The 13,134-nt window shown below is 42.3% G+C and carries 9 protein-coding genes; 4 read left to right on the top strand and 5 right to left on the bottom strand.

All coding sequences use genetic code 11. From position 1 onward, the window contains the following. The first annotated feature begins 21 nt into the window (after positions 1 to 21). On the top strand, positions 22 to 2,580 hold the full coding sequence (locus tag AC1D0K_RS12855; RefSeq protein WP_477392443.1) for a DUF5686 family protein: 2,559 nt from the start codon (positions 22 to 24) through the stop codon (positions 2,578 to 2,580). A gap of 99 nt (positions 2,581 to 2,679) precedes the next feature. Here AC1D0K_RS12855 and AC1D0K_RS12850 read toward each other — a convergent pair whose 3' ends face one another. Further along, on the bottom strand, positions 2,680 to 3,393 hold the full coding sequence (locus AC1D0K_RS12850) for a DUF4397 domain-containing protein (protein WP_477442043.1): 714 nt from the start codon (positions 3,391 to 3,393) through the stop codon (positions 2,680 to 2,682). A 445-nt stretch (positions 3,394 to 3,838) separates the two neighbouring features. Between AC1D0K_RS12850 and AC1D0K_RS12845 the strand changes: the two genes are divergently transcribed. Beyond that, a complete protein-coding gene (locus tag AC1D0K_RS12845; protein ID WP_477392447.1) occupies positions 3,839 to 4,417 on the top strand; it encodes an RNA polymerase sigma factor in 579 nt (192 codons plus the stop codon). A 13-nt stretch (positions 4,418 to 4,430) separates the two neighbouring features. Here the strand turns inward: AC1D0K_RS12845 and AC1D0K_RS12840 are convergent, their stop codons facing one another. From AC1D0K_RS12840 to AC1D0K_RS12825, 4 genes are all read right to left on the bottom strand, one after another. Then, the gene (locus AC1D0K_RS12840; protein WP_477392449.1) at positions 4,431 to 5,612 is read right to left on the bottom strand and encodes a chromate transporter; all 1,182 of its coding nucleotides are present in this window, start codon (positions 5,610 to 5,612) and stop codon (positions 4,431 to 4,433) included. Further along, positions 5,597 to 6,046, bottom strand: a complete 450-nt coding sequence (locus tag AC1D0K_RS12835) for a chromate resistance protein ChrB domain-containing protein (RefSeq protein WP_477392451.1) — start codon at positions 6,044 to 6,046, stop codon at positions 5,597 to 5,599. Before AC1D0K_RS12835 ends, AC1D0K_RS12840 begins: the two co-directional genes overlap by 16 nt. A gap of 29 nt (positions 6,047 to 6,075) precedes the next feature. Beyond that, positions 6,076 to 7,065 (bottom strand): DUF1259 domain-containing protein, encoded by a 990-nt coding sequence (locus tag AC1D0K_RS12830; RefSeq protein WP_477392453.1) that lies wholly within the window; start codon positions 7,063 to 7,065, stop codon positions 6,076 to 6,078. Positions 7,066 to 7,126: 61 nt separating this feature from the next. Continuing rightward, the gene (locus AC1D0K_RS12825) at positions 7,127 to 7,987 is read right to left on the bottom strand and encodes a chromate resistance protein ChrB domain-containing protein (protein ID WP_477392455.1); all 861 of its coding nucleotides are present in this window, start codon (positions 7,985 to 7,987) and stop codon (positions 7,127 to 7,129) included. 188 nt (positions 7,988 to 8,175) lie between these two features. On the opposite strand from AC1D0K_RS12825, the gene AC1D0K_RS12820 reads away from it, so the two are divergent. Further along, complete coding sequence (locus AC1D0K_RS12820; RefSeq protein ID WP_477392457.1) at positions 8,176 to 9,378, top strand: FecR family protein; 1,203 nt, start codon at positions 8,176 to 8,178, stop codon at positions 9,376 to 9,378. A 223-nt stretch (positions 9,379 to 9,601) separates the two neighbouring features. After that, positions 9,602 to 13,123, top strand: coding sequence for a TonB-dependent receptor (locus tag AC1D0K_RS12815; protein ID WP_477392459.1), 3,522 nt, complete (start codon positions 9,602 to 9,604; stop codon positions 13,121 to 13,123). Positions 13,124 to 13,134: the final 11 nt, after the last annotated feature.

Here is a 13,134-nt window from a genome sequence, read left to right as displayed (position 1 = left end):
AAAAGAATTATTTATTTATCGTTGCTTTTATCTCCTTTATACAGTGAAGCCCAGCAGCCGGATAGTACTATTGCCGGGAAAAAGCAATTGAATGTACAAACGGTAACAACTGTGAACGGATTGGTTGTTGATGATGTATCTGGCCGGCCACTGCCTTTTGTCGGCGTAAACTTTAATGGCAGCAGGTATGGCTCCAGTACAGATAGGGTGGGGCGATTTATATTGAGTGCCACAGGCTCTTATAGCCGGGTAACATTTTCTTATATGGGCTACCAGTCGGTTACCAAAATTATTAAACCGGGCCAGGTTAATGAATTGCAAATTCGGCTGCATAGCAGTCAAACCCAGTTAAAAGAAGTTTCGGTTGTTTCTGGCAAAAAAAAGAAATACACCAATAAAGGAAACCCAGCCGTTGAACTTATTCAGCAGATTATTGACCATAAGGAGCAGAACCGGATGGAAAGTGCCGACTATCTTCAATATGATCAATATGAAAAGATAGGCTTATCCTTGTTTCATCTCCCACAAAAACTCATCAATAGTCATTTTTTTAGTAAATACAAGTTCATGCTTGATACTACTCAAAAAATAAACGGCCAACAGGAAACTTCCCTTCCGGTTTATTTCAGCGAAAAGCTATTTCAAAACTATTACCGCAAAAATCCATCAAAATCTATAAGGGTATTAAATGCGCAAAAGGAAACCAACATCATCAAATTTGTGGATACCGTTGGGTTGGATACGTACCTTAACCGGCTCTACGGTAATAATATAGATATATACGACAATAATATTTTTATTATCACCAACCAGTTTCTGAGCCCTATTGCTAATCATGCCCCGGAGTTTTATAAGTTTTTTATAACCGATACCATACAAACGGATAAAGGAAAATTAGTGGAGGTCAGTTTTATACCCCGCAATAAAGGTGATCTGCTTTTTGAAGGTAAGTTAATGGTAACCCTGGATGGGCATTATGCTGTTGAAGCTTGTGAGCTTAACGTAAATAAACAGATCAATATCAATTTTATGCGCAGCCTTAAAATTCGCCTGGATTTTGAACAATATCCCGGTGGACGCTATTACCTGAACAAAAGTGATGTAAAAGCAGATTTTGGTATTTTAAAAAATAAGGGAACCGGTGTTTTTGGCGAACGGATGGTGCTTTATGACCACTATAAATTAAATTCACCGCTCCCGGAGGAATTTTACCAGGGTAAAAGTTTGCAAACCGCTGTAAATTCCCAGAAACAAGATACTGCCTACTGGATGAAAAACAGGGCAGATACATTGAGTACACAGCAGAAACAGTTGTATGGGCGTATTAGCAAGCTGGAAAGTATGCCGTCTTTTAAAAGATTATCGTGGATTGCATCAACATTTACAGGAGGATATGGCGATTTTGGCCCGGTACAAATAGGCCCCATAGGCTCTATTTATGCTTTTGATAATGTAGAAGGGGCACGCTTCCAGTTGGGCGGGCGAACTACGCCAAAGTTTAACCGATCCATTTACCTGGAAGGTTTTACAGCCTACGGAACGAGGGATACTAAAGCAAAATTTAATTTAAGCACTTATTTTTCATTAAATCAAACGCCGCCTTATCGTTTCCCTAACGATTATTTTAAAGTTAGCTACCAGTATGATATTGATAAACCAGGAAAGATTTATTCAATAAATAACTCGCAGGCTACGCTCGCCTCATTCCAAACGGGCAAAACGGATTACTGGCTTTATAATAAAATTTTCAGGGTTGATTATGTGAAAGATTTTGAGAATCATTTTTCATATAATGTTACTTTCAAAAACTGGAACCAACAAGCCGCCGGAACCTTGTTATTTGAGGAAAATGATGCAAATAACACCATCATACATGATTTAACCACTACCGAAGTTGGCCTTGGGTTGAGGTATGCGCCTCATGAACAAATTTTACAGGGAACGCAGTCCCGCCATACTATTTATAGCAAATACCCCATTTTTAACTTGCAGATAAACCATGGTTTTGAAGGGCTGCTCAACGGAGCTTACAGTTATAACAATATAAGCGCGAATATTTTTAAACGGTTTTATTTATCACAGTTGGGTTACTCGGATGTTACGCTGCTGGGTAATCTGTTAACCGGCAAGGTGCCATTTCCGCTGCTGAATATCAGTCCGGCCAATCAATCTTTTGGTTATGAACCCGATGCCTATAATAAGATGAATTACCTGGAGTTTGTGAGCGATCATTATGTGGGCTTAAATATTACACACAGTTTTAATGGCTTTTTTCTTAATAAAATACCATTAATAGAGCATTTAAAATGGCGGGAGTTTTTATCATTTAAAGTTTTATACGGGGGCTTGCGTAACGAAAATAATCCCCTTTACTCAAAAAATTTATACAAATTTCCAGTAGGTTCAAATGGTGCAAACGGTACTTATGCCTTAGGCAGCACACCCTATGTGGAAGCGGGAGTTGGTGTTGGAAATATTTTTAAGTTGTTGCGTATAGATGTGATTAAACGGTTTAATTACCTTGATCATTCAGGTATCTCGGCGTATGGCATTAAGTTTAGCATAAATCCTGATTTTTAATCTGTAGCCCGGGTTCTTGAAGCTTCAAATTATATTACAAACAAAATCCCTGCCTCTTTTCGGAGGTAGGGATTTTTGTTTCGATATAAAGGAAGTAAATCAATAATAGTATACATTCTCCTGCGTATGCGCGCTAATCTTTTTTACATCAGTGGCGGCTGCCAATCCCTGTAACCATATGGTATTAATGGTGTTTCTTTTTAATGTAACATCAGTAAGTGTGAATAGTACAGTGGTTGTTCCGGCTTTGCGGATTTCGAACGTATAAGGGGTAGCGCCATCAACAGGGATGAATGCAGAATACTTTTTATAAGTTAAGCCTGTGGCCAGTACTGCACCGCCTTTTATTGCCAGGTCGGCAGCGCCTGCATCGGGGCTCAGATTAATAAATCTTACGGTGGCTTTTCCTTCAGCAGGCCGGCTAACAGAATCGGCTATCAGCAAAAAATCGGGTGTACTCACCTGGTTAGCCAGGAACAGCGAATATAGTTTATCGGCCTTAAGCGTAATTGTGTCGCTTTTTATTTTCTGCTGGCTTCCTCCTACATAGAATGTTGCGGTTCTTTTGCCGGTATAGGCCCTGATGTAATCAAGACTTTCGCCGCTTTTGATAGAGAAGTTGTTTGCCCTGTTCTGATCAAGGTAGAAATCAACAGGCTGGGCATCCGGCGAGGCATTGATGGCAGAGATGAGCGCTACAGGCGGTACCACATAATGGTTGTTGTCATTATTCTTAAGGCATGAGGTTAACAGGCCGCTGAGCAAACACATCATCACGAACATGGCTGCCCCTTGTGTAAAGAATTTTTTCATAGTTGGTTATTATTATTTATTCTACCAATACGGTGAGCAATAGCAAAACGCTACGGCAAATAGTTTTTTTTAATGTTAAAATGTATTTCGGCCCATTTTTATAGGCCACATACTGTACTGCTTTTAACGGGAAAGCCGTGTAAAATAAATTTATATAAAACCAAAGTTTAAACTAAGCGGAGGATAGCCACGGAACAATTTCAATAACTTGAAACAAGTTTTTGGACTTTTTTTTATTTTTTTAACAGGCAGGAGTGGTGATAGATAAATGATAATAATTTAACGTTATATGCTGTAAGATAGCGTATTATCGAACTTGTCTTGCTTTTTACACAACGTGTAATTGCTGCTTTTATTGCCACTACAATACCACTACTTTAATTTAATGTTATGAATTGCGAAAATTTACTCTTTATATTTATAAACCAATTTATAAATAGTAAAAGTGCACCAGGAAATTAGCAGCAGTTATATTCAGCAATTGATTGCGGGCGATGAAGCCGCTTTTGATATGATCTATGAAACATACTGCGGTAAGGTTTACAGGCTGGCATTTAGGTTTTTAAAGGATGCTGCGCAAAGCCAGGAAATTGTGCAGGAATGCTTCATAAACCTTTGGATTAACCGGCAAAAGCTAAATCCGGAAGGAAATATATGGCTGTATTTGTATGTAATTGCTAAAAGGCTATCACTAAATGCACTGAGGCAAATTTGCCAGTCGAGAGAGCTTAGCGAAAAATTAATTGATCATATCACTACCGTACATAATGGTACCGAAGAGGATGTGCTGGTACATGACCTTGAACATTTTACCGAACAGATCATCAATAAACTGCCTAAACAACAGCAACTCATCTTCAGACTAAGCAGGGTAGAGCACCTTACGCATAAAGAGATTGCAGAACAGTTACAGATATCACCAAATACTGTAAAAAATCACATGGTTGAGGCGCTTAAAACTTTAAAATCCCACCTGCAATATTCTGACCTGATCTATTTTTTAGCCCTGTTTTTTTGGGTTTAACAAAAAACGTTGATTATAGCGTTTTTATCAATATGCCGATGATTGCGGCAATACCAATGATATATGGCTCCTGTAATTTTTTGATATAAATAAGGGCCAATACAGCTGCAATTGCGATGAGTACGGTAGGTATATCAATGATTGACCGCAGAGCAATCACAATTACAGAGCCTACCAAAGCTCCAATCACAGCCGCTGTAATCCCATCAACAAAAGCTTTAATGCTGGTATTCTTAGCAATTTTTTTAAAAGATGGCGCTAAGGCAACTGTAAATAGATAACATGGCAGGAAAGTAGCCAATGCAGCAACGCAAGCACCGGGAAAACCCGCAACCAGGTAGCCGATGAAGCCAACGGTAATTACCACCGGGCCCGGTGTGATCATTGCCACGGCAACCGCATCCACAAACTGGTGCTCATTCAACCAACCAAATTCTTTCACCACACCGCCGTGCAGGAAAGGCACAATGGCCAGCCCGCTGCCGAAGACGAAAGCCCCTGCTTTGGCAAAGAACCAGGCAATTTGTTCCAGGGTTTTGCCTTCATATTTCCAAAAGCCCGTGCTGATCATTATACCCGCAGGTAATACCGCAGGTTTTTTGAGCCATTGCGGCGGCGCCTTGATAACCATGTATAAAATGCCGCAAGCGATAAACAAAAGGATCTCTTCCCGCTCGGTAATAACGGTGATAACGATGCCCGCTATATAAAACAGCCACAAAGGCCATTTGGATTTCATAGCAGCCGGCTCAAATTTGCTAATGGATTTTATAGTGAGTTTGTAAGCACTCATCGCGATGATACCAATCACGGCTGCACCAACGCCATAAAACACAGCCTGCATCCAGGGCAGTCCCCCGTAAAGCTGGTAAGCCATCCCTAATAATACTACCATGATAAACGAAGGCAGTACAAAAGCCAGCCCTGTTAACGTGGCGCCTATCAGTCCATAATGTACAAAGCCAATATAGATGCCTAATTGCGCTGCTAAAGGTCCTGGCGCAAGCTGCGCCAATGCCAGGCCCTCCTTGTATTCTTCCTCGGTTAGCCAGCCTTTTTTGTCTACCAGGTCACGCTGCATGTAGCCAACTAAGGCCACCGGACCACCGAACCCCCAGGTGCCGAGCTTTAGGAAGTACTTTGTAATATCCGCCAAAGAATAAGCGGGGCGTAGTTTTATCAATTGTTCTTCCATGTGTGTATTTCCGTTTGTACATATTTAGCCCAGCTATACAGGGCATCATAAATGATCAGCCCATAAGCCAGTTGCTCCTGATCATTTTTAAAGTTGTAGGATAAACCGGCGGAGATGGCCCAAAGGCCGGCTGCCTGTTGTGCCAGGTCAAAGCGGTTGGTGTCTGCGCCCCGAACGATATCTGCCATCTGCAAAAGCGCTGAATCTGTTAAGCCATGTTTTTTGATGATATAGTCAAACGTGCAGCGCTCGCCCTCATGAGAGTATTCCACTCCGGCAATATCGTACGGTATCGCGTTAAGCGATTTTGCCAGTTCGATAACCTGTTCCTTAGGCACAAATAGAAACTCGGCTGATGGGTCGACAAAGTTTTTAATGAGCCAGGGGCAGGCGATACGGTCAATTTTTGGCCGTTCACGGGTGATCCATTTCATAACAATCGGGTTTAAAGGTTCATGGATAATTACATCTTCATACTTTCCATTTTTTTTGCTTGTTTTCCTAAAACATCCAAAGCAGCACGGAAACCTTGCGCCAATGTAGCCGCATTGCCACGGCCATAATAATGCAGGAAAATCATGTGCGGATCATCGCCCAGCATGTGGTTGTGTACTGCAACTACTTCCAGGTTATGCGCCCGTAAGGTTTTGATCACACCATTTACTTCACTTTGCAGCATAGCAATGTCACCGGCAATATGTGCATCATCATGTTTACCAGCGAAAGAGGCCCAGCTATTCAGGCCGATGTTGGTTGTCATTTCCACGCCCATTGCCACAACGTTCAGGTCGGCCCGGCCAATAGTATATTTATAGGTCGGCCCGTTCACCGTGCCGGTATATTTCACAATGGCGTCCAATGCGGGCAGGTCAAAGTTTTCCTTTCCGGTAACCGTTGGCGGTGCTGATGGTGCTGGCTGGTTAGATGGGAAGAGTTTGCTGTCGCGGATGGTATCCGCATATTTTTTAGCCAGTTCAGCCACGCTCCCCATCCCGTGAATATGCATGTAGAATATGCGGGGCTCTTCGTAAAAAAAGTGATTGTGTATGGCGGCTATTTCCAGCCCGTTGGCATGGGCTGCGGAGATCAATGGATTAACTTCCTCCATTTGCAATACCGTATCACTCATCACCATGGCCGATTTTCCATCAATGGTCTTTTTGAATGATACCCAACCACCAAAACCAAAAGGAATTGGTACGGGCTCACCTTTAATTTTCATTTTAAGATCGTTGCGGGGCAATGGAGTGGTGTAAACAGCTTCAGCATCTTTATAGCTACCTTTTTTACCCAAAGCTGTATCAATGGCGGCCATTTCCTCTGCCGTTAAGGCGGGTGTTTTACCCTGCGGCATGGGAAGGGCTTTTAACTGATCAATGGGTAACAGTAAAGCTGCACTGGCAAGTGCGGTAGTTTGTAAAAATTGCCTGCGGTTATTATTTGGTGTTTTCATAGATAGTGGAATTTCATCTATGCAATACTACCAACAAAGCCTTGCTGTAAATAGAATGGATTTAACTATTAGTATTCTTTTTACTTTTTTCGCTGTTTTTTTTATAGAGGGTAGGCGTTTGGCCGGTCTGTTTTTTGAATATGCGGGTAAAATGGCTCTGATCAGAAAAGCCGGTGAGGTAAGCTATCTCGGTTAAGGAGTAATCCGTGCTGCCCATCAGGTGCATGGCTTTTTCAATGCGTAGTTTCCGGATGTATTCTCCAAAAGAAAGGTTTTCGAAGTATTTGGAAAATTCTCTTGATAAATAGGTTGGGTTGATCTCCAGCTCATCGGATACCTGCTGCAGGCTTAAAGCCATATTGGTATCCAGCTGATCCTGTATCATTTCTTTCAGCTCTTTTGCCCATTCAGGCGCTTTTTTAGATTTGTTTTCTTTGATGTATTTATGGTATACCTCCAGCAGCATTTGTTCCACAGGCCCGGCCTGGGTATGTTTCAACTGGTGGAGATGTTTCGCCCAGCTATACAGGCCATCGTAAATGGTCATGCCCAGGTTCAGCAGTTCCTGATCATTTTTAATATTATACGCCAGCCCCGAAAATATCGCTTCCAGCCCCGCTGCCTGTGGGGCAAAGTCATGTCGGTCGGTATCCGCACCGCGAACGATGGTCGCCACCCGGTCAAGCGCGGCATCTTTCAATTGATGTTTTTTGATAAAATAATCAAAAGTGCAATGGTCGTCATAATGCGTGTATTCCACGCCAGGCAAGTCAAAGGGTGTGGCGTTTAACTCGCCGGCCTTTATCAACACCTGGTCAAATGGTACAAAGATGATCTCCGCATCAGCATCAATAAACCTTTTGATTAGCCAGGGGCAGGCGATGCGGTCAATCTTAGGGCGTTCACGGGTGATCCATTTCATTTGTTGTAATTCGAGCTGTAAATGTAATCAAGAACCTTTAGTGTCTCACTAAAAGTAAAAAAACACTGGCATGAAAAGAGAAAATTCGCACGCAATAAAAAAAACTTTATTCTCAACTAGTCCTATGGTAGTTTCTGCGTGTTCTCTACATAATTAACCCCTTCCGGGTTTTGTTATAAACCAATTATATGAACAACAACAGGCTAAAGTATTTGCTGCAGCAATATTTTGATGATACTATAAGTAGGGCTGATTGTACAGAGCTACTCAACTATCTGAAAGAGAACCCTGCCGAAATAGCCGACCTTGTTGATGAAGAATCATTAAAGCTTGATGCTGACCCCGAGTTTAACCAAATACAGGCCCGCAAGGTGTTGGATAATATTAAAACCGACCCAAGGTTTAATCAAGCTCCGCTGGCTGTTAAGCCCAAAACAAAAATAGTAAGTCTGTTTGGTAGCCTGGCAAAAGTTGCGGCGGTAATTGCTGTTTTTACCGCTGTTGGATTTTACTTTATACATAAACACAAGCCCGCTGATAACCAGGTTGCGATAGTGAAGTCGTCAAGAATTTTACCGGGGAGTAATAAGGCGGTATTAACACTGGCCAATGGCAAAGCCATAGTGCTGGATAATAAAGCTAACGGCACGCTTGCAAAAGCCGGCCAGGTTCAGGTAAATAAAGTGGCCAACGGAAAGTTAGTGTATGATGCTTTACCAACTGATGTTAAGGCAAAAGTTATTGATAACGCCTTAGTGTACAATACGCTATCTACCCCGCGCGGCGGCGAATACGAGGTGGTGCTGCCCGATGGCACCCACGTATGGTTAAACTCTGCATCGTCATTAAGCTATCCTGTTGAGTTTGCTGGTAACGAAAGACGGGTTAAGCTAACCGGCGAGGCCTATTTTGAAGTGGCTAAAAATAAAGACAAGCCTTTTTATGTAAACAGCAACAACGTGCAGGTAAGGGTATTGGGTACACATTTCAATATTTCGGCCTATAATGATGATGACGAGCTTAAAGCTACTTTATTGGAAGGATCGGTTCAGGTGAGTAAGAATAATAGCCAGAGTTTGTTAAAGCCCGGTCAGCAGGCAGTGATAAACAATGGCGCCGATATGATCCGGGTTTCGCAAGCCAATATCAACGAGGTAATGGCCTGGAAAAACGGCTATTTCATATTTAATGATGATAACATTGCCACCATACTAAAAAAGGTATCGCGCTGGTATGATGTTGATGTGGAGCAAAAGGGAAATTTTGAAGGGCAGCATTTTGGCGGCACATTTTACCGCACAAAGGGTATTGATGAATTATTGAAAAACCTTGAAAAAATTGGGAAAGTTCACTTTAAGGTCACAGGAAGGAGGGTTACTGCTATGGAATAGTTTTACACTCTCCTTTTCTATACCAGTAATTATCTGCATAAAATAAAAACCAGGAGCGTTCGTACCGCCCCTGGCCTCAGCCGTGTTATGGCTGCGTCAGATAATGAAAATAATTGCAGCGAATACAACCACTTATTAATAAACTGACATTCAAATGTATAAAATTTTTACTGCATTTACTTGCGGCAAACAACGTGGGCGCCTATATAAACCTGTGCTTATCATGAAGCTAACTCTTATTTTGTTAACGGCAACTTTTTTACAGGTAACTGCTGCAACTTACGCGCAGAAAGTTACTATAAAAGTAAAACAGGCTACTTTAAAAGAAGTTTTTGAGGAGATACGGAATCAAACCAATTATGATTTCCTGTATAACTCAGACGATATTAAATTAGCCAAACCCGTTACAATTGATCTTAACAATGTAACCATAAAACAGGCCATGGACGCTTGTATGGGTAAACAGGCTTTAACCTATTCAATTGAGGATAAAACCATACTCATCCAAAAAAAATCAACCAATCAAAACAACAGCAATGCTCCGCCTAAAAAAATAACCGGTAAAATAACCGATAAATTGGGTTTACCTGTACCCGGTGTAACCGTTAAAGAAAAAGGAGGCAAGGCTATTGCGGTAACAGGTACCGACGGTACTTATGCCATTAATGTATCAGATGCCAATGCCACATTAACATTCTCTTTCATTGGGTTTACCACTAAAGAAGTAGCGCTCAACGGCGGTTCGGAACTAAACGTAATACTCGAAGATACCCAGCAGGGGCTTAACGAGGTTGTTGTGGTAGGTTACGGTACGCAAAAAAAGGAATCCATTACCGGTGCTATTTCTACTATCGGCACTAAGGATCTTACGCAATCGCCTGTTGCCAATTTAAGTAATGCTTTGGCTGGTAGGTTATCTGGTTTAACAGCTATCCAAACATCGGGCAAGCCGGGCGATGATAACTCAACCCTGTATATCAGGGGGGTAGGTACTTACACCGGCCAAACTGCCCCATTAATTATGGTTGATGGTATTGTGCGGGATAGTTATAACGATATTGATGCCAACGAAGTAGAAACCATCAGCATACTAAAAGATGCATCGGCTACGGCTGTCTATGGTGTGCGTGGTGCCAACGGTGTAATATTAATTACCACCAAGCGTGGTAAAGAAGGAGCGCCAAAGGTTAGTGCAACTGCCCAAACCGCCATATCGCAGTTTTCAAGGATGCCTAATTTTGTTAACTCCTATCAATATGCTTCCTTGCTGAATGAGCAGAGTTATGAAAATTACTGGATTCAGCATGCTAAAGATGCGGACATCAAAACCTGGAATGATTTTGCCCAAAAAAGGGATGCTAACTGGATTAAAGAGGCTACTATTTATTACTCGCCCGAGGATCTGAAATATTATCAGAACGCGCATACGCCTACTTTAAACGGGCAAACCAATCCTTATTATGACCCTTATGGTCACCCAGACCAGGATTGGAAAAAGCAGATCTTTAAAAATTTCGCGCCTCAAACCCAGTATAATGCCAACATCACCGGCGGTACCGAATCTGTAAAATACTTTGTTTCTTTAGGTTACCTTACCCAGGGCGGTTTATTTAATACCGATTATATGCCTTTCTCTGATGAGATGCAGTTTAAAAAGAAACGCTACAATTTGCGCGGCAACCTGGATTTTGATGTAAACAAAAATTTCAGGATCTCGGTAGATGTAGGTACCCAGTTTGTTACCATCACCGGGATGGATAATGATGGCTACACCTGGGAGAAGCGTATCCTGTGGTCATCTCCGCTTGGGTCGCCGGGAATGATTAATGGCAAATTTGTGGTGCCATTTAGTAACCAAAACGATCAGCTGAACCCCTTATATGCTATTGCCAGCAGCAATAACTATAATATTACCAATAACAGTACACTAAACTCGGCCATCAGGTTAAGCCATAAGCTTGATTTTATTACCGAAGGTTTATCGGTAAATGCCAAAGGAGCTTATGATAGCTATTTCAGCAGCCGTACTGGTGGTGGTTACAAGCCATTGTTGTATGGCGTAAGGGCAAATCCCAATGGCAATAAGCTGGACCCCATCCTGGTACAGCTAAATGATGATACCCCGCCGCAAAGATGGTCTGATTGGAACAATGGTAAATGGCGCAAGGTTTATGGCGAGTTCTCCATTAACTACAACCGCACGTTTGCTAAAAAACACGCGGTAACCGGCCTTTTGCTGTACAATGCCGAGAAAAAATACGACCCGAATTTAGCCTATGATCTTCCTCATGCTTATATGGGTGTGGCCGGCAGGGTTACCTACGCCTATGATAACCGATATTTTGCCGAGTATAACATGGGATATAACGGATCAGAAAACTTCCCCGAAGGTAAACGGTTTGGCTTTTTGCCTGCCTATTCATTAGGCTGGGTAGCCAGTAATGAATCTTTCTTCCCTAAAAACGATTACGTAACCTATTTAAAGGTACGCGGTAGTTTGGGTAAGGTTGGTAATGATAATATAGGCGGCGCCCGTTATTTGTACTTGCCGGATACCTGGCAATATGGACAGGGCTACAACAACGGTGGTGGTTACACCTTTGGTACCCTTAATGATCGTAATACCATCAGCGGCGCTTATGAAAGTGTTATCGGTAACCCTGATGTTACCTGGGAAACCGCTACAAAATCAAACATCGGTTTAGAAGCCCATTTATTTAATGATAGGGTAACCGTTGTTTTTGATCATTACAATGAACACCGTATCAACATCCTCTCCTATAAAGGCACAGTGCCTCAAATTGTACAGGCCACTTTGCCGCCTTATAACCTGGGCGAGGTTAAAAACTGGGGTAACGAGCTTGAATTAACCTACAACAGCACCCCCGGCAAATTTACCTGGTGGGTAAAAGGCAATGCCTCAACCAATAAAAACAAAATCATTTTCAGGGATGAAGCCATTGTGCCGGGCTTAGAGTACCAGGCTGCAACAGGGCGTCCAATTAATCAACCTTTAATGTTACAAGCCAATGGGTTGTATACATCATGGTCAACCCTGTATGCAATTGATGGTAATGGTAACCCGGTGTTATCAAACCCTGTAAGGGCGCTTAACAAAGCGGGCCAGCCTTATGTAAACGCCGCAGGCCAGCCGGTTTATCAAAAAGACCTGGGTTATGCCGGGGCGGCATTGCAACCGGGCGAAGTTCGTTTGGTTGATATTAATGAAGATGGCGTGATCAACGAAAAAGATTATACCAGGACCGGCAAAACAGATATTCCGGAATTAAGCTATGGTCTATCATTTGGCTTTAGCTTTAAGGGATTTGATTTTTCGGCCCTATTACAGGGAGTAGCCGGTGTAGCCAAGTTTGCTAACAGCACCATCCATTTTAATAAACAACAATCGCTTTTTGAGGTAGATGCAAACCGTTTTACCCAGGAACGGTACAATGCCGGCGAGCGGATAGATTTCCCTATCGCAGCATATAACCAGGCAGCTACCTACAATACCTTTTTCCTTAAAAATACTTCCTATACAAGGTTAAAAAACATGGAGATAGGCTACACATTTAAACCCGCCTTTTTAAAACGGGCAGGTATCCGCACGGCACGCCTGTATGTGAACGGAGCCAACCTTTATACCTGGTCGCCAAACAAAATCTGGGGCGATCCCGAGAATTTGGGCTACGTGGGCTACCCGCTTACCAAAACCTACAACATTGGCTTAAATGTTAATTTTTAATTAATTAAAGC

It is taken from the genome of Mucilaginibacter sp. P1_A3 (genome assembly GCF_056406855.1).
The sequence above is the reverse complement of the archived record's forward strand: the minus strand, read 5'-3'. Positions and strand labels throughout refer to the sequence as shown.

Excerpts from the sequence above, each read along its gene's own strand:
- AC1D0K_RS12850 (WP_477442043.1), bottom strand. The coding sequence starts at position 3,393 with ATGAAAAAATTCTTTACACAAGGGGCAGCCATGTTCGTGATGATGTGT.
- AC1D0K_RS12840 (WP_477392449.1), bottom strand. The coding sequence starts at position 5,612 with ATGGAAGAACAATTGATAAAACTACGCCCCGCTTATTCTTTGGCGGAT.
- AC1D0K_RS12835 (WP_477392451.1), bottom strand. The coding sequence starts at position 6,046 with ATGAAATGGATCACCCGTGAACGGCCAAAAATTGACCGTATCGCCTGC.
- AC1D0K_RS12830 (WP_477392453.1), bottom strand. The coding sequence starts at position 7,065 with ATGAAAACACCAAATAATAACCGCAGGCAATTTTTACAAACTACCGCA.
- AC1D0K_RS12825 (WP_477392455.1), bottom strand. The coding sequence starts at position 7,987 with ATGAAATGGATCACCCGTGAACGCCCTAAGATTGACCGCATCGCCTGC.
- AC1D0K_RS12820 (WP_477392457.1), top strand. The coding sequence starts at position 8,176 with ATGAACAACAACAGGCTAAAGTATTTGCTGCAGCAATATTTTGATGAT.
- AC1D0K_RS12815 (WP_477392459.1), top strand. The coding sequence starts at position 9,602 with ATGAAGCTAACTCTTATTTTGTTAACGGCAACTTTTTTACAGGTAACT.